Source organism: Sphingopyxis sp. MC1 (genome assembly GCF_000371385.1).
In the GTDB taxonomy this organism is placed as follows: Bacteria; Pseudomonadota; Alphaproteobacteria; order Sphingomonadales; family Sphingomonadaceae; genus Sphingopyxis; species Sphingopyxis terrae.
Genome location: NZ_AOUN01000003.1, coordinates 251554 through 268333, shown reverse-complemented (window position 1 = coordinate 268333; position 16780 = coordinate 251554). Strand labels below are relative to the sequence as shown.

Below are 16780 nucleotides of genomic sequence, written 5' to 3'. Positions count from 1 at the left end.
TCGCCTTACAAACGGCGGCCCATCGCTGCTAATAGCCCGCGCCAATGTTCGCCGAGGCGGCGCTGGAACAGTATCAGGTCGAATCCGTGGCGCGCGGCATGGCTTTGCGGGATTTGATCCCAGCCGCGATGCTCGACGGTGACGCGCGTTTCGGCGCCGACGGCGTCGAAGCGCACCTCGACTTCGGTGGTCTGGTCGGCGGCAAAGCTTGGAACGCGCCAGCCGAAGGCAAGCCGCTTGCCGGGCTCCCACGCGTGGACACGGCCGATCTCCCATTCGCGGCCGTCGGTGAAGCGCGTCACCAGCCGTCCGCCCGGCCCCGCGGGGTCGAAGCGCGGCACGCCGTCGTCGCCGCGCGCCAGCTCGAACAGCGGATGGCTTTGCCACCAGCTGCCGATGTCGCGGGTGAACACCTCGAAGGCGCGCGCCGGGGTGGCCGCGACGCGCAGGGCGACGATCACCGCGGCGCCGCTCATGGCGCGCGGCTCATGGCGCGCCGAGCTCGACATGCGCCTTGAAGGCGGCGAGCTGCTCGCTCCACAGGCTTTCGGTTTCGGCAAGCCAGCCCTTGAGCGCGTCGGTCGCGCCGTCCTTCAGGCGATAGATGCGGACGCGGGCATCGAAGGGCAGATAATGATCCTCGACCAGCCCGCCATCTTTCAGCGCCTTGAGGTGCCGGCTCATCGTGGGCGGCGCGAGGCCCAGCGTGTCGGCCAGCTCGCCGGCGCTATAGGGGCGCCGCCCGAGCAGTTCGACCGCGCGCCGCCGCCGCGGGTCGGCAAGCGCCGCAAACACGGCATCGACCGCAGCCGCGCTCAATCGTCGAGCCGCGTCTGGGTGGTGAAGCCGCCCTCGGTGTCCCATTCGGCGGCGGTCTTGGCCGCGACCGTGACGCCGAAGGTCCAGATATGCCCCTCGGGATCCTTGGCGCGATAGGTGCGGTCGCCATAAAATTGCGTCTCGGGTTCGGCGATGATCGCGGCGCCCGCCGCGCGCGCCGCCGCGCAATGCGCATCGATATCGTCGCCGGGGGCGAGCTGGACATGGACGCTCTGGGTGTTCTTGCCGCCGATCGACTGCGGGCTCTTGTGATCGTCGGACCATTCGTTGCCGATCATCACCACCGAGGCGCCATAGCCCATTTCGCTGTGCGCGAGATTGCCGTCGGCATCGAGCAGCACGAACAGCGGTTCGAATCCGAACGCCTCTTCCAGCCAGCGGAATGCCGCCTTGCTGTCGCGATAGCTGATCGCGCTCGACAGCCCCTTGGGGCGGTGCGTTTCGGCCATGCCTCTTTCCTTCCCGACTCATTATTTCATCGATGGAGAATATTTATCAAAAAACGAAACTAAATGCAATTCCGTGTGAAGTTGCTAGGAAAATGGCATGCCCGATCTCGCCCGCTGCGTCGCCGAAGCCTATCAGACCGCGCTGCCGCACCGCGGCCAGGGCAAGGTCGCCGATTATATTCCCGCCCTTGCCGGGGTCGATCCCGATCGCTTCGGCTTTGCCCTCGCGCTCCCAGACGGAACAGTCCACACCGCGGGCGACGCCGACGAAGCCTTTTCGATCCAGTCGGTGTCAAAGGTGTTCACGCTCGCCCTCGCGCTGCGCCGGGTCGGCAGCTCGCTATGGGACAGCGTCGGCCGCGAACCGTCGGGCAGCGCCTTCAACTCGATCGTCCAGCTCGAAAGCGAGCAGGGGGTGCCGCGCAATCCGTTCATCAACGCCGGGGCGATCGCGACCACCGACCGGCTGATCGACGGTCGCTCGGCTGACGAGGCGGTCGATGAGATCGTCGCCTTCATGCGAGCGCGAGCGGGCGACGCTAGCGTGGCGATCGACACCGGGGTTGCGGGATCGGAAAATGACACCGGCGCGCGCAACCGCAGCCTGTCCTATTTCATGGACGCCTTCGGGACGCTGCGCCACCCGGTGGAGACGGTGCTGTCGGTCTATTTCCGCCAATGCGCGCTGTCGATGAGCTGTCGCCAGCTGGCGCAGGCCGGCCTGTTCCTGGCCTTCGAGGGCCGCGACCCGCGCACCGGCGAACAGCTTCTCGACCCGCACCGCGCGCGGCGCATCAACGCGATCATGATGCTGTGCGGCCATTACGACAATTCAGGCGAATTCGCCTTTCGCGTCGGCCTGCCCGGCAAGAGCGGGGTGGGCGGGGGCATCCTGTGCATCGCACCGGGGCAGGGGTCGATCGCGGTCTGGTCGCCGGGCCTCAACGAAGCCGGAACATCGCTCGTCGGCGCGCTCGCGCTCGAACATTTCGCCTATGCGGCGGGTTGGTCGGTGTTCGATTAATTCTAGTCGGCGACGAGCGTCAGGCTGACCTTGGCGGTACCGCTGCGGTGCATGCCGATTTCCTTTGCCGCGGCCTGCGAAATATCGATGACGCGGCGGCCGCCGAAGGGGCCGCGGTCGTTGACGCGGACGATCACGCTCTGGCCGTTGGACAGGTTGGTAACGCGAACCTTACTGCCGAAGGCGAGCGTGGGGTGCGCGGCGGTCATCTGATCGGGGTCGAAGCGCTCGCCGCTCGCGGTGCGATTGCCCGCGAGTTCGCGGCCGTAATAGCTTGCCGTGCCGTTGCCGATTTCGGTCTCGCCGCCGCCGATCTGATCCTGCGCCACCGCCGGCATCGCCAGCATCAACGCCAAACTCATCGCCATCACGCGCCGCATGCGCAGCCTCCCCCGTTTCAGGTGGAGCGCTCAAAGCAGCGGCGCGAGCGGCTTGCAAGCCGCCCGCGCCGTGCCGGTTTGATTCTGCGCCTAGTGGTTTGGTGCCTCAGACGTCCAGATTGGCAACCGACAGCGCGTTGGTCTGGATGAAATCGCGCCGCGGCTCGACCTCGTCGCCCATCAGCCGCTCGAAGATTTCATGCGCGACATCGGCCTGTTCGGCCTCGACGCGCAGCAGCGAGCGGTTGGCGGGATCGAGGGTGGTTTCCCACAATTGCTCGGCATTCATCTCGCCCAGTCCCTTGTATCGGCTGATCGACAGGCCGCGGCGGCTGTGCGTGAAGATGGCATCGAGCAATTCGGACGGGCGCGTCACCGGCGCGGCCTTTGCGGCGCTCGCGGCGGTCGGTGCCTCGCCATCCTCGCCCTCGGCATCGCTGTCGGCCTCGACGACCGTAGCAGCGCTGGCTTTCACCAGCCGTCCGGGGCCACCATAGGTTTCGGCCTGTTCGGCGGCGAGTTTGTGAAGGCGGCGCGCCTCCTGGCTCGCGAGGAAACCGGAATCGATCGCGTGATGGTCGCTCACTCCGCGCCAGCGGCGCTCGAGCGTATAGCCGCCGCCTTCGACCGCCTCGACGGTCCACACCGCTTCGGCGCCGCCGGTCAGCGCGCGCTCGGCGGCATTGAGCCAGTTCGCGGCAGTTGCCGCAGCGCTGTGGCGTCCGGCCGTATCGAGCGCCGGATCGAGGGCGCCGACCAGCGCCAGTGCCTCGACCAGCCCATGATCGAGCGTGCGGGGGACGTAACGCATCAGCGCGCGGAGTCGTCGGCCATGCTCGATCAGGCCGCGCAGATCGTTACCCGACCGTGCGCCTCCCGGCGTTTCGAGCATCAGCGCGTCGATCCCGGCATCGACGAGGTAATTTTCGAGCGCGGTGTCATCCTTCAGATACACCTCGCTGCGCCCCTTTGCGACTTTGTAGAGCGGCGGCTGGGCGATGTAGAGATGGCCGTTCTCGATGATCTCGGGCATCTGGCGGTAGAAGAAGGTGAGCAGCAGCGTGCGGATATGCGCGCCGTCGACGTCGGCGTCGGTCATGATCACGATCTTGTGATAGCGCAGCTTTTCGATGTTGAATTCGTCGCGGATCCCGGTGCCGAGCGCCTGAATCAGTGTGCCGACTTCCTTCGACGAAATGATGCGGTCGAAGCGCGCCCGCTCGACGTTCAAAATCTTGCCCTTCAGCGGCAGGATCGCCTGCACATGCCGGTCGCGGCCCTGCTTTGCGCTGCCGCCTGCCGAATCCCCTTCGACCAGAAAGAGTTCGCATTTGCTGGGGTCGCGTTCCTGGCAATCGGCAAGCTTGCCGGGCAGGCTCGCGATATCCATCGCGCCCTTGCGACGGGTCAATTCGCGCGCCTTCTTCGCGGCCTCGCGCGCCGCGGCGGCGTCGATCACCTTCTGGATCACCGCCTTGGCATAGGCGGGATTTTCCTCGAGCCATTCAGTCATCCGGTCGGCCATCAGGCTTTCGAGCGGCTGGCGCACTTCCGACGAGACAAGCTTGTCCTTGGTCTGCGAGGAGAATTTCGGATCGGGCAGCTTGACCGAGACGATCGCGGTCAAGCCTTCGCGCATATCCTCGCCGGTCAGGCTGACCTTCTCCTTCTTCAGCAGGCCCGATTTTTCACCATAGCCGTTGAGCGTGCGCGTCAGCGCCGCGCGGAAAGCGGCGAGGTGGGTGCCGCCGTCGCGCTGCGGGATATTGTTGGTGAAGCAGAGGACATTTTCATAATAGCTGTCGTTCCACTCGAGCGCGACGTCGATGCCGATGCCGTCGCGCTCGCTGCTGATCGCGATCGGATCGGGCAGCAGCGGATTCTTGTTGCGGTCGAGATATTTGACGAAGGCCGCAATCCCACCCTCGTAGAACAGGTCGTGGACGACATGTTCGGCGTGGCGGGCGTCGACCAGCTTGATCCTCACGCCGGAATTGAGAAAGGCGAGCTCGCGATAGCGATGTTCCAGCTTTTCGAAATCGAACTCGGTGACATTTTTGAAGGTATCGGTCGATGCCATGAAGGTGACACGGGTGCCCTTCTTGCCCGCAGGCGCCGGCCCGTTGACCTTGAGCGGCGCAACCGAATCGCCATGCTCGAAGCGCATCCAATGCTCTTCGCCATCGCGCCAGATCGTCAGTTCGAGCCATTCGCTGAGCGCGTTGACGACCGATACGCCGACGCCGTGCAGACCGCCCGACACCTTATAGGCATTGTCGTCGCTCGTGTTCTCGAACTTGCCGCCCGCGTGAAGCTGGGTCATGATCACCTCGGCCGCCGAAATGCCTTCCTCGGCATGGATGCCGGTCGGGATGCCGCGCCCATTGTCCTCGACGCTGACCGATCCGTCGCTGTTGAGCGTGATGAGTACCAGATCACAATGGCCGGCGAGCGCCTCGTCGATCGCATTGTCGCTGACTTCGAACACCATGTGATGCAGACCCGACCCGTCGTCGGTGTCGCCAATATACATGCCAGGCCGCTTGCGCACCGCGTCGAGGCCTTTCAGCACCTTGATCGAATCGGCGCCGTAGCTGTTCTGATTGGGCTGTTTGGGGGCGCTTTCGCTCGCGCCGCTCACGGGGGTGTCTGTCATACCGATTATATAGGGTCGGCGGCCGCAAAACCCAAGCAAAAATGCGCCCCTCGGCGCGCTGCCGACGGGCGTTGCGCACGGCGGCGGCGGCGGCTAGTTTCGAAGGATGAAAAGCCCTGTGACCCCCCGTTCGATACTTGCCGCCCTCGCGCTTGCCGCGCTGCCGCTCGCCGGCTGCTCGCAGCCTGCACCGCCTGCCGACAATGCCCCTGCGGTTGCCGGCCCGCCGCTCGCGACGCGCGCGGTCATGACCGGCACCGAAGGCCCGACGCTTCCCGCCTGCTCCAGCATCAGCCGCGTCAAGGACGGCGGCACCGATGTCTATTGGGCGCCGGGCGAAACGCGCGCCGTGAAGGCCAAACTGCCCGGCGCGATGAAGGTGTCGGTGTGCGAGGCAACCGATGACGACGCCTGGTTCGGCATCGTCTTCGCGGCCCCCGGCACCGACGAGGATATGTGCGGCGTCGGCCGCTCGGTCAGCAGCGCGCGCGAATATCAGGGACCGTGCCGCTGGGGCTGGATCCGCGGCGGAACGGTCCGGCTTGGCGCCTAGCGCGCCTGCCTAACGGCAATCCTCGATCACGCGGCCGATTTCGGACTGGACGGGCAGCGTCAGCGCCCGGCCGTTCGCGGCTTCGAGTGCGAAGCGGCCGCGACTGAAGGCGATGCGGTCCAGCCGGATATCGCGGCTCGGTACGATCGCCGTACCGCCGTCGAAGCGTACCTGGTCGGTGGCCGCGCTGGTGCGCAGTGCGACGGTGCCGTCGAGCGCGGCAGTAAGCCGGATAGCGCCGCCGCTGCACGCCATGGTCAACAGCGGCGCCGCGCCAGCGGACGGTGCGAAGATCGCACTGCGGCTGCCGGCATCATAGCGCCAGGCGCCGCGATCGAGCGCACGGTCGTCCCACCCTTGCGTCGGCGCCGGGGCCGGCGGCGGCGGTGTCGCGGCGGGCGGTTGCGGCGCGGGGGCGGGCGGTGGTGCCGCCGCTTTCGGAATCGCGGCGCAGCCGGCGAGCAGCAGCGCCGTAGCCGCCATGGCCGTCAGTCCCGCCGTCTTGCCGCGCCAAACCATCCTCAAAACCCCTGCCAATCGATCACCTCATCCAGTTCGGCGCGCGGAACCGGCCATTGATTCACCGGCGCCGCCGCATCGGCATGGCCGATCGCCAGCCCGGTGAACAAGATCTGGTCGTCGCCCAGTTCCAGCTCGTGCCGGATCGTCGCGCCATACATCGCCCAGCATTCCTGCGGACAGCTTGCAAGGCCATGTTCGACGAGCAACAGCATCACCGACTGGAGCCACATGCCCATGTCGGCCCATTGCGGCGGTCCCATGATGCGTGAACAATGAAGGAAAAGCATCACCGGTGCGCCGAAACCCCGGTAATTCTCCATGAACCGAGCGAGCCGGCCAGGCTTGTCCTCGCGCGGGATGCCGAGCGAGGCGTAGAGCGCCTCGCCGACACCGAAACGCCGGCTTTCCCACGGGTCGGTCAGTCCACGCGGGTAGATGTCATATTCGGGTTGCTGGCCGTCGCGTCCCATCGCGATCCGCGCCGCCACCGCCGCCTTCACCCGCTCCCAGCGCGCGCCAGTAACGACCGTCACCTGCCACGGCTGCAGATTGCCGCCCGATGGCGCGCGCTGCGCGTCGGCAAAAATCTGCGCCAGTACCGCCCGGTCGATCGGGCGGTCCGAAAAGGCGCGCACCGAACGGCGGCGGTGCAACTCTTCGGCAACGGACAGGGCGTCATTCGCTGGCATATTTATCCTCTCGGCGTTTTCCGAACAGCAAGCCGCGTTCGAGCCGGGCCTTGAGCTGCCGATAATAGCTCGTCAGGAACACGTCATCCTCTTCGGCGACGGGGCGGCCGATTTTGCCGCGGATCGTGTCAGCGACATCGCGCATCGCGCGCGGATCGGCGCCGCGCAGCACGCGCTCCAGTTCCTGCAATTCATAGATGCCATAGACGGCGAGTTCGGCGTCGGTGAAGCGGATCGCGTCGACCCCGCCGCCATCGGCGGTGATGTCGCGGTCAAGCTTCGCGCGCTTCGCCATCACGACCCAGGTGCCGGCGATCAGGTCGCCCATCCGCATCCGGTCGCGGTTGAAGAGCAGGAACAGGCTGAGCGTCAGCGACCAGGCGACCCCCGCGAGCGCAGTCCAGCCCGATACCATATCCTCGGCCGCGCCGACGCCCATCATGGTGAGGGGAAGGAAGAGCTCAAGCTCGCGGATCAGGTTGCGCGCGACCACCGCATCGGCGGTGAGCCGGCCGCCGTCGCGCGCGACGACGCGGATGCCCATCAGCCGCTTGCCGGGGGTCGCCGCACGCGCGCCAAGTTCGAAGCCGATGAACCAGAAGGTGCGCAGAACAAAGGCGCCGAGCAGCCAGACCGTCACCGCGATCGACGAATTGGACGCAAGCCCGGCCCAGAGGATCAGCAGGGTGAACAGGACGAGCGTCAGGACGATGAGGATCAGGTCGATCAGCAGCGCGCCGAGCCGGAGCGCCGCGCTTGCAATGCGCAATTGCAGGTCGACCCCTTCGGGCGTCACGAATTCGCGCAGCTTCTTTTCCTGCGCCGCGCGCATCCGCAGGTTGCCCGCCGCGCTCAAGCGACATTCTCGCGGCGCGGAATGTAGAAATAGGCAAGCCAGAAGGCGAGCATCAGCGATCCGATCGCATAGCGCATCACGGTATCGGTGATGAGCTGGCGCCCGAACCCTTCGAGCAGGCCGGCGGCGAGCAGCATCAGGATGACGCCGACCATCACCTTGCCCGCGGTGCGGCCTGCCTCGGCGGCAGCCTGCAGACGCGAGCGGGCGCCGGGAAAGACGACCGCACTGCCGATCCGCAGCCCCGCCGCTCCGGACAGGGCGGCGGCGAACAATTCGGTCGTGCCGTGGATGAACAGCCAGCCGCCGAAATCGACGCCCAGCCCCTTGGCGGAAAAGACCGCGAGCATCGCGCCCAGCCCGATCCCCTGATAATATTCCAGCATCATCGTCGGAACGCCGAAGGCAAAGCCGAGCGCGAAGGACATGATCGAAACGCGGCTGTTGTGGGTAAACAGGAAGGTCGCAAAGACGTGCAGCGCGCCCTGATCCTCGCCCCCCGCCTTGCCGTGACCCAGCGTCGAGCGCAGAAACTCCACTGTCGCGCGCGGGTCGCGCCCGCCGGCCATCTCTTCGGGGACGAAATTATAATACCATTCGGGATTATGCGCGACGAGCGACCAGCTTGTCAGCGCGCCGAGCGTAATGATCAGCGCGATGATCAGCGTTTCCTTCCACACTGCGCGCACCGCCGCCGGCCAGTCGTAAAGGAAGAAGCGGCGCAGGCGGCTGAGCCGCGTTTCGCGGACGCCGTAAATCAGGAAATAGCCGCGCATCGCCAACCCTTCGAGGTGGTCGAGCAGGGCCTTGTCGAGCATCGTCGCGCGCGCGATCGATAACGACGAGAGCGTCGCGCGATAGAGGATCGGGAGCTGCAGCAATTCGTCGCTCGACAGCGCCTTGGCGCCGCGCGTCTCGAGACGGCCGAGCAGCGTGTCGAAGGCGATCCAGTCGGCCTCGCGCTCGGCGCGAAAACGGCTGGTCGAAAAGCCGGGGGCGTCGGCCGGGCGCGCGGTTTCCATCACAGGCTCCCCTGCCGTTTGATGCCCAGATAGGCTTCGACGACATGCGCGCCCATCGCATCGGCGGGGACTTCGATGACGTCGGCGCCCAGCCGCTGGAGCCGCGCGATGACCAGCTGACGATCGCGCAGCATCGCCGCGGCGACATTGGCGCGCGTCACGTCCGATCCGCTTTCGGGACGGCGGCGTTCCTCGTCCTCCAGCTCTTCATCCTTGATGACGACGAGCAGCAGCCGGTGCTTCTTGACCAGCCGGCCCGCCGCACGGATCATCAGGTCGGCGCTCGTCGCATCGGTGAATTCGGTGAAGAGGATAATCAGCGACCGGCGGTTGAGCTCGGCGCCGAGCGTCGACAGCGCGAGGGTAAAATTGCTCTCGACCGGCGCATAATCGATGCGGCTCGCTGCGCGTTGCAGCGCGGGAAAATCCTGCGTGTGCATATAGGCGGGGGTCATGCCGATCGGCTTGGCGGCAAAGGAAAACAGGCTGATCCGGTCGCCGAGCTTCAGCCCTGCATAGGTCAGCAGCAGCGCCGCCGATACCGCGCGGTCGACGCGCGGCATCGCGCCGACGGGCTCGGCCATCGTGCGACCGGCGTCGATTGCCAGCACGACGCGGTTGTCGCGCTCGACCCGATATTCCTTGGCAAGCAGCTTGACGTGCCGCGCCGATGCATTCCAGTCGATCGCGCGCCGATCCATGCCCGGCTGATACTCTGCCAGCGCCTCATATTCATGGCCTTCGCCGCGCAGCTTCTGCTGGCGGAGCCCGAACCAGCTGTTGCGCTGGAACAGGCGGCGGCCTTCATCGGTGACGAGGCGCATATTGGGCACGACGCTGATCGCGCGGTCGATCGCGAAGCGGCGCTGTTTCCAGACCAGGCCGAGCGGCCCCGCCCAGCGCACCCACAGCGCATCCACGGCTGCCTGCCCGCGTCGCGACGCGGTCAGCGGAAGCCGATGGGTGAGCTGGGCGTCTTCGCCGTCGCCCACCGTTTCGAAAGCCGCCGCGATGCGGCCGCCCGGCGCCAGCCGCTCGTCGAGCGACAGCGCGAACTCGGCGCGGCGCGGAAGGGCCGGCGCGCGCGCCGCAAGCATCATTTCGAACGGTTCGCCGACCCCGATCTGCAGCGGGAACTGGGCGTCGAGCGCGAGCTTGCGCGGCGCCGCGCCGGTCAGCGTATCGAGGAGCAGCCCCACGGCGACGAGCGCAATCCAGCCGAGCGCGACGAGCCACAGGTCGGGGCGCAGCAGGCCGAGCGCCAGCGCCACGGGGGCGCCGAGCAGCAGCAAATAGATCGCGCGCCGCGTCGGGTAGATCACCGCGGCACGTCCACCCGGTCGAGCAGCGCGGCGACAACCTGTTCGACGCCGCGCCCCTCGATCTCCGCCGCGGCCGACAGGATCACGCGGTGGCGCAATACGCCGCCGGCGAGCCGCTGCACGTCGTCGGGGATCACATAGTCGCGGCCGTCGAGCGCGGCGGCGGCGCAGGCGGCGCGGGCGAGCAGGCTCGCCGCGCGCGGACTCGCGCCGCATTCGAGGTCGGCACTTTCGCGGGTCGCGCGCACCAGCCGGACGATATAGTCGACGATCTCGTCGGCCAGGCGGACGGTCGCGATCGTGTCGATCGCGGTGCCGATCGTCGCGGCGTCGGCAACCTGCCCGACGCCGAAATCGGCGACCACGGGGCTTTTGAAGCGCCCGCCATGTTCGGCCACGATGCGCCGCTCCTCGTCGGCGTCGGGATAATCGACGACCAGCTTGAACAGGAAGCGGTCGAGCTGCGCTTCGGGCAGCGGATATACGCCCTGCTGCTCGATCGGATTTTGCGTCGCCAGTACGGTGAAGCGCGGGCTCATCGGGTGCGGCTCGCCGTTGATCGTCACGCGCCGTTCCTGCATCGCCTCGAGCAGTGCCGCCTGCGTCTTGGGCGGGGTGCGGTTGATTTCGTCGGCAAGCAGCAGCTCGGTGAAGATCGGCCCCTTGGTCAGGGTGAAGCTCGACGTCTGGAAGTTGAACAGGTTCGATCCCAATATGTCGCCGGGCATCAGGTCGGGGGTGAACTGGATGCGCCCGAAATCGAGCCCGACGGCGCGGGCGAAAGCCTGCGCGAGCAGCGTCTTGGCGGTTCCCGGCGGGCCTTCGAGCAGCACATGACCACCTGCGAGCAACGCGATCGTGACCATGCGGGTCAGATCCTGCTGCCCGAACACGACCTTGGCGACTTCGCCCTCGATCGCGGCGCCGAGCGCCTGAACGCCCTCGATAGTGTCAGCCGTCACGCAATAATTCCTTCCTGATGTCGTGCAGCGCCTGCGCGTCTGCCAGAAATTCATGGGTGTTGCGCGCCAGCGGGAGGCGGCGCGCGAGAGTGGCGAAGGAGGCGCTATCCGCCTTCAGATGGCGGTCGATCCATGCGTCGGTTTCCTCGGCGCTCAGACCGCCGGGGGCGTGCAACCGGCGTGCGATCGCGCCGCGTTGGCTGCGCACATAGGCATCGGCACCGTCGAGTTCGCGGCGCGCCTGCCGGATCAGGTCGGCGCTGTTGGCGATCAGCGCCTGTTTGGAAATCGGAATCGCGCGCGCCGGACGCAGCGCGGGGCCGAAGCGCGCCCATGTCTGCCACAACGCCAGCAGGCCCGCGGCGATCAAGCACAATGTGATCCCGATGAAGGGCGGCACGAAGGCGAAGCGCAGCAGCGACCGACCGCCGCCGAAACCGTTGAGCGTCAGGTCGAAGGCGAGCCCCGCCGCTTCCGCATCCTCGCCGACCGCGTCGATCAGCATGGCCGCTGCATGCGCCTTGTCGCGCGACGCAAAGGCCAGATTGTTGAGGAGGTCGGGCTCGGCGAGAACATAGAATTCGCGATTTGTCGTCCGCGCCAGCACCGCGCCGCCGTTCGCGCCGGGGATCAGCGTCTCCAGACCGGCGCCGCTGATCGTCTGGGCACCGGCCGGCAGCGGCACGGCAAAGCGGCGCCGCGCGACATCGGCAGTGACGGTCTGCGCCTTCGCCTGCGGCATCGCGATCTCGACCGTCCCGAAATAGTTTTGCGGTAACAGGCGGGTGGGGGCGGGCAGCGGCACGCCGAAGCCGACCCAGCCGGGCTTATGGCCCTCGCCGGTGCCGGGCATCGTCCGCCACTTGGGCAGAACGAGCAGAACCGGACCATTGCCCTGTCTCGCCAGCATATCGGCGACATCTTCGGCATTGGTGTCGGCTGCGGGGGTCAGGACGAGCAACGGCTTGTCGTCCTCATAGGTCGCCGTCTCGACGCTGCGGCGCAGCTCGACATCGGCGCGGGCGCGTTCGGCGAGGTCGACGATCCCCGCAAAGCCCGGCGCCGCCTTCGACAGCGCGTGACCGCCGCCGTCATTGCCGCTCGACAGCTGCGGGCCAAGCGCAACCAGCGCCCACAGCGCGATGAAGGCGACGACACCCACGGCGACCACCGCCGCGATCAGTCGCGGGTCGAAGGGATTGTCGCGATCGCTGCGCCCCGTCATGCCCGCGCCCAATTCTTCGGCACCGTCAGCTCCGAATAGGCGCCGCGGCACGCGTCCCACGCCGCCGCGTCGATGGAGCGGCCGCCGAACAGGCTGATTTCGACCGAGCGCGCGATGCGGCTGAATGCGTTGCGCGCGACCCCCGGCAAATCCTGCGCCTCCGCCAGCTCGCGCGAGGTCATCGCCGGCCGCACCAGCCCCGGCCGCCGCGCGCTGATATCCTCGACGCTGCGATAGAGCAGCAGATGAACCGCCTCGGCAAAGCGCCCCTCGGCGGCGAGCGCGTCGGCTTCGGCCAGCAGCGCGCGCGCCGCACCCGCTTCGACCGCGCCCGCCTCCTCCGTCTCGGCGCCCGCTCCGGTCTTGCGCAGGAAGGGCAACGCGTTGACCCAGCGCGCAAAGGCGGGGACGGTGAAATAGAGGATCAGCAGGACGAGCAAGATTGCGCCGCCCCACAGCATCGGCTTCAGCGCCGGCGCGCTCCATTCGAAGAAGCGGCCGATCGCTTCGAACAGCGATTTCAGCCAGTCGGGAACGTCGGGCGGCGGCGGCGGCGCGGGAAAGGCCGTCTGGATATCGCCGCGGGCAACCGTCTGACCATAAGCCGGATCGACGAGTTCGGGATCGAGCAGCCAGCCCTGATCGGGTGCGGCGGCGGCGGCCGACGCCTGGGCGATCCAGATCGACATCATATTGAAATTATGGCCTCGCCCCGCTGCACCATCGCCCTGCGGTGGTAGCGCGAGGCGCAGCACCGACGCAAGAGGATGCTTGCACGCCCGCAGCCCCCGTTCTAGCTGCGCGAGACGGCGGCAAATGGTTGCACCGGCAACCGGAAGACCAGCAGGAGGACAGCGTGGACGCGGCACAGGCGGTACATGAAAAATTTCTCGGCGCGCTGGCTAGCGGAACGCTCGCGCGCCGCGCCGATGCGCCCGATCCCGCACGTGCCGGGCTGACGCGGTCGGATGCCACCGACATTTTCCTGTCGCAGCTCACCAGTCGCCAGATGGACCGGTTGTCGCGGACGCTGCAGGCACGCGGCGAGGGCTTTTATACCATCGGATCGTCGGGGCACGAGGGCAATGCCGCGGTCGCGGCGGCGTTGCGCGTCACCGACATGGCGTTCCTCCACTATCGCTCGAACGCCTTTCAGCTTCACCGCGCGCGCCAGCTCCCCGGGCAGACCCCCGACTGGGACATGCTGCTGAGCTTCGCCGCTTCGGCCGAGGATCCGATTTCGGGCGGGCGGCACAAGGTCATCGGGTCGAAGCCGCTCGCGATCCCGCCGCAGACATCGACGATCGCGTCGCATCTGCCCAAGGCCGTGGGTGCCGCCTTTTCGATCGGTATCGCGCGGCGACTGGGCATGTGCGGCCTCCCGCTGCCCGAAGACGCGGTGGTTCTGGCGAGTTTCGGCGATGCGTCGGCCAATCATTCGACCGCGCAGGGCGCGTTCAACACCGCGGGCTGGTCGGCCTTTCAGGGCACGCCGTTGCCGCTGATCTTCCTGTGCGAAGACAACGGCATCGGCATCTCGACGCGCACTCCGACGGGGTGGATCGAGGCGCAGTTCCGCCACCGCGCCGGGCTGCATTATATCCAGTGCGACGGCACCGACCTTGTCGCGGCCTACGCGGGCGCAAAAGAGGCCGCCGACTTCGCGCGCCGCACGCGCAAGCCGGTGTTTCTCCATATGGGAACGGTGCGGCTCTACGGACATGCCGGGTCGGACGTGCAGGGCGCCTATCTGCCCAAGGCGCTGATCGAAGCCGACGAGGCGCGCGATCCGCTGCTCGCCGGTGCGGCGCTGATGGTGGAACAGGGATGGATGTCGGCCGCCGAAGTCGCCGATGCCTATGAAGAGATCGGCGCAACGCTGGCGCGGCAGGCCGAAGCTGCGATACGCCGCCCCAAGCTGACCACCGCCGCGGCGGTAATGGAGAGCCTGGTTCCGCCGAAGATCGACCGCCCGCCGGCCAATCGCCCCTCGACCGACGAGCGCGCGGCGCTGTTCGCCGGCGACGCGAACCAGATGGACAAGCCGATGCATATGGCGCGGCTGCTCTCCTGGGCGCTCGCCGACCTGATGCTCGCCTATCCCGAAATCGTCGTCGCGGGTGAGGATGTCGGGCCGAAGGGCGGCGTCTACAATGTAACCGCCAAGCTGCATCAGCGCTTCGGTTCGGCGCGCGTTATCAACACGCTGCTCGACGAACAGGCGATCCTCGGCCTCGCGATCGGCATGGCGCACAACGGCTTCGTGCCGATGCCCGAAATCCAGTTCCTCGCCTATGTCCACAATGCCGAGGATCAGATCCGCGGCGAGGCGGCTACCCTGAGCTTCTTTTCGAACGGCCAGTATACCAACCCGATGGTGATCCGGATCGCCGGGCTCGGCTATCAGAAGGGGTTCGGCGGACACTTCCACAACGACAACAGCCTGGCGGTGTTCCGCGACATTCCCGGGGTAATCTTGGCGGTGCCGTCGAACGGGCGCGACGCCGTGCAGATGCTGCGCGAATGCGTGCGGCTGGCGCGCGAGGAGCAGCGCGTCGTGGTCTTCGTCGAACCGATCGCGCTCTATATGACGCGCGACCTGCACGAAGAGGGCGATGGCCTGTGGACGAGCGCCTATGAAGCGCCCGGCGAAGGGACGCCGATCCGGCTGGGCGATGTCGGCGTGCATGGCGACGGAACCGATCTGGCGATCGTGACCTATGGTAACGGCACTTATCTCTCGCGGCAGGCCGAAAAGCTGCTCGCCGCCGACGGCGTCAAGGCGCGCGTAATCGACCTGCGCTGGCTCGGTCCCGTCGATGCCGACAAGCTCGTTGCCGCGGTCGGCGAGGCGAAACGCGTCCTGATCGTCGACGAATGCCGCATCACCGGTTCGCAAAGCGAGGCGCTGATGGCGCTGTTTACTGAACGCACGCCGGAGAAGAAGCTGGCGCGCATCGCCGCCGAGGACAGCTTCATCCCGCTGGGCAAGGCGGCGACGGTGACGCTGCCGAGCCGCGATTCGATCTATGCCGCCGCGAAGGAGCTGCTGGCATGACGGCGGCGAAGAAGACCGCGCTTGTCGTCGCCCCCGGCCGCGGCACCTATGGCAAGGGCGAGCTTGGCAGCATCGCGCGGCTGCACGGCGCGCGCTTCGGCGATATCATCGCCGGGTTCGACGCCCAGCGCCGCGAGCGGGACCAGCCGACGGTCAGCGAACTCGACGGCGCCGATCGCTTCAGCGTCGCGACGCACATGCGCGGCGATGTCGCGGCCCCGCTGATCTACACCGCGACCCTGCTCGACTGGCTCAGCATCGACCGCGCCCGATATGACATCGTCGCCGTCGCGGGCAATTCGATGGGCTGGTACAGCGCGCTCGCGCTTGGCGGCGCGGTGTCGGTCGAGGACGGCTTTCGTATCGCCAATGCGATGGGTCTCAACAGCCAGACGCACGGGCCGGGCGGGCAGATATTGGTGCAGATCGTCGATGAAGACTGGCGCCCGGTGCCGGGGCTGCGCGCCAGCCTGCTGGGGCTCGTCGCCGACATCGCCGCGCGCCCGGGTCATGCGCTCGCGCTTTCGATCGACCTTGCCGGCATGCTTGTCCTCGCGGGCAATGAAGAGGGGCTGGCCGCCTTGCTTGCCGAGGCGGCGCCGACGCCGGGCCGCGATCCGCTGCGGCTGGCGGGACATGGCCCCTTTCATACGCCGCTGATGGTCGGCAGTTCGGACAAGGCGAAGATCGAATTGCCCCCGGCGCTGTTCGGCATGCCCAACCTGCCGATGGTCGACGGTCGCGGTCATATCTGGCGGCGCTTTTCCAGCAATCCCTGGGGCATCTGGGACTATACCTTCGGGCATCAGATCCTTGCGCCCTATGATTTCGCGCTGTCGGTGCAGGTTGCGGTCAAGGAATATGCGCCCGACGTGATCATCCTGCCCGGCCCCGGTGATACGCTGGGCGGCGCGATCGCGCAGGCGCTGATCGGCATCGAATGGCAGGGAATCGCGGGCAAGGCCGACTTCATGGCGCGTCAGGCGGCGGACCCGATCCTGCTGTCGATGGGCCGCCCGGAACAGCGCGCGCTCGTCACGGGCTAGCCCGTCTGTCTGTCGAGGTCCCGCGAAGGGGCCAGCGCCAAAGGGGCCGACGGAAGTGGAACATCCTCCGCCGGCCCGGCTGGGATGCGCGGCCAGGTGGGGATGGCACGCGCGGTCGAACGGATCGCCCTTGGGGACCAACACAGGGGCGACGGACCGTTCGATTCTCTTATAGG

Annotated in this window: 17 protein-coding genes; 4 read left to right on the top strand and 13 right to left on the bottom strand. The window is 67.3% G+C overall.

The annotated features are described in order from the left end of the window. Positions 1 to 5: 5 nt before the first annotated feature. Genes EBMC1_RS05125 through EBMC1_RS05115 form a run of 3 tightly spaced genes read right to left on the bottom strand, consistent with a single transcriptional unit; the run spans position 6 to position 1289 of the window. Positions 6 to 476, bottom strand: a complete 471-nt coding sequence (locus EBMC1_RS05125; RefSeq protein ID WP_040589651.1) for an SRPBCC domain-containing protein — start codon at positions 474 to 476, stop codon at positions 6 to 8. A 10-nt stretch (positions 477 to 486) separates the two neighbouring features. Beyond that, entirely contained in the window at positions 487 to 819 is a 333-nt protein-coding gene (locus EBMC1_RS05120; RefSeq protein ID WP_003041617.1) for an ArsR/SmtB family transcription factor, read from the bottom strand. Beyond that, complete coding sequence (locus EBMC1_RS05115; protein ID WP_003041615.1) at positions 816 to 1289, bottom strand: VOC family protein; 474 nt, start codon at positions 1287 to 1289, stop codon at positions 816 to 818. Before EBMC1_RS05115 ends, EBMC1_RS05120 begins: the two co-directional genes overlap by 4 nt. A 97-nt stretch (positions 1290 to 1386) precedes the next feature. Between EBMC1_RS05115 and EBMC1_RS05110 the strand changes: the two genes are divergently transcribed. Then, on the top strand, positions 1387 to 2313 hold the full coding sequence (locus tag EBMC1_RS05110; protein ID WP_003041614.1) for a glutaminase: 927 nt from the start codon (positions 1387 to 1389) through the stop codon (positions 2311 to 2313). A 2-nt stretch (positions 2314 to 2315) separates the two neighbouring features. On the opposite strand, the gene EBMC1_RS05105 is transcribed toward EBMC1_RS05110, so the two are convergent. Both EBMC1_RS05105 and gyrB read right to left on the bottom strand, forming a co-directional pair. Further along, the gene (locus EBMC1_RS05105) at positions 2316 to 2693 is read right to left on the bottom strand and encodes a septal ring lytic transglycosylase RlpA family protein (protein WP_003041611.1); all 378 of its coding nucleotides are present in this window, start codon (positions 2691 to 2693) and stop codon (positions 2316 to 2318) included. A gap of 106 nt (positions 2694 to 2799) precedes the next feature. After that, positions 2800 to 5349 (bottom strand): DNA topoisomerase (ATP-hydrolyzing) subunit B, encoded by a 2550-nt coding sequence (gyrB, locus tag EBMC1_RS05100; RefSeq protein WP_040589465.1) that lies wholly within the window; start codon positions 5347 to 5349, stop codon positions 2800 to 2802. Between the two features lie 106 nt (positions 5350 to 5455). On the opposite strand from gyrB, the gene EBMC1_RS05095 reads away from it, so the two are divergent. Beyond that, positions 5456 to 5902 carry a hypothetical protein gene (locus EBMC1_RS05095; protein ID WP_040589462.1) on the top strand — a complete coding sequence of 149 codons (447 nt, stop codon included), beginning with the start codon at positions 5456 to 5458 and terminating at the stop codon, positions 5900 to 5902. Between the two features lie 9 nt (positions 5903 to 5911). Here EBMC1_RS05095 and EBMC1_RS05090 read toward each other — a convergent pair whose 3' ends face one another. From EBMC1_RS05090 to EBMC1_RS05055, 8 genes are read right to left on the bottom strand one after another with little or no spacing between them, the layout of a single operon-like run. Then, positions 5912 to 6421: a hypothetical protein gene (locus EBMC1_RS05090; RefSeq protein WP_003041607.1), complete on the bottom strand. Its 510-nt coding sequence runs from the start codon at positions 6419 to 6421 to the stop codon at positions 5912 to 5914. Between the two features lie 2 nt (positions 6422 to 6423). Beyond that, on the bottom strand, positions 6424 to 7113 hold the full coding sequence (locus EBMC1_RS05085; RefSeq protein ID WP_003041605.1) for a nitroreductase: 690 nt from the start codon (positions 7111 to 7113) through the stop codon (positions 6424 to 6426). Next, positions 7100 to 7969 carry an RDD family protein gene (locus tag EBMC1_RS05080; protein WP_003041603.1) on the bottom strand — a complete coding sequence of 290 codons (870 nt, stop codon included), beginning with the start codon at positions 7967 to 7969 and terminating at the stop codon, positions 7100 to 7102. The genes EBMC1_RS05085 and EBMC1_RS05080 overlap by 14 nt, the downstream gene beginning before the upstream one ends. Next, on the bottom strand, positions 7966 to 8991 hold the full coding sequence (locus tag EBMC1_RS05075) for a stage II sporulation protein M (protein ID WP_003041601.1): 1026 nt from the start codon (positions 8989 to 8991) through the stop codon (positions 7966 to 7968). Before EBMC1_RS05075 ends, EBMC1_RS05080 begins: the two co-directional genes overlap by 4 nt. Then, on the bottom strand, positions 8991 to 10313 hold the full coding sequence (locus EBMC1_RS05070) for a DUF58 domain-containing protein (RefSeq protein WP_003041599.1): 1323 nt from the start codon (positions 10311 to 10313) through the stop codon (positions 8991 to 8993). Before EBMC1_RS05070 ends, EBMC1_RS05075 begins: the two co-directional genes overlap by 1 nt. Next, positions 10310 to 11275 carry an AAA family ATPase gene (locus tag EBMC1_RS05065; protein ID WP_003041595.1) on the bottom strand — a complete coding sequence of 322 codons (966 nt, stop codon included), beginning with the start codon at positions 11273 to 11275 and terminating at the stop codon, positions 10310 to 10312. The genes EBMC1_RS05070 and EBMC1_RS05065 overlap by 4 nt, the downstream gene beginning before the upstream one ends. After that, positions 11265 to 12500 carry a DUF4350 domain-containing protein gene (locus tag EBMC1_RS05060; RefSeq protein WP_003041593.1) on the bottom strand — a complete coding sequence of 412 codons (1236 nt, stop codon included), beginning with the start codon at positions 12498 to 12500 and terminating at the stop codon, positions 11265 to 11267. The genes EBMC1_RS05065 and EBMC1_RS05060 overlap by 11 nt, the downstream gene beginning before the upstream one ends. Continuing rightward, a complete protein-coding gene (locus EBMC1_RS05055; RefSeq protein ID WP_003041591.1) occupies positions 12497 to 13192 on the bottom strand; it encodes a DUF4129 domain-containing protein in 696 nt (231 codons plus the stop codon). The genes EBMC1_RS05060 and EBMC1_RS05055 overlap by 4 nt, the downstream gene beginning before the upstream one ends. 164 nt (positions 13193 to 13356) lie before the next feature. Here EBMC1_RS05055 and EBMC1_RS05050 point away from each other — a divergent pair, with 164 nt between their 5' ends. Both EBMC1_RS05050 and EBMC1_RS05045 read left to right on the top strand, forming a co-directional pair. After that, the gene (locus tag EBMC1_RS05050) at positions 13357 to 15558 is read left to right on the top strand and encodes a thiamine pyrophosphate-dependent enzyme (RefSeq protein WP_003041588.1); all 2202 of its coding nucleotides are present in this window, start codon (positions 13357 to 13359) and stop codon (positions 15556 to 15558) included. Continuing rightward, entirely contained in the window at positions 15555 to 16604 is a 1050-nt protein-coding gene (locus tag EBMC1_RS05045) for a hypothetical protein (protein WP_003041586.1), read from the top strand. The genes EBMC1_RS05050 and EBMC1_RS05045 overlap by 4 nt, the downstream gene beginning before the upstream one ends. Positions 16605 to 16780 lie beyond the last annotated feature (176 nt).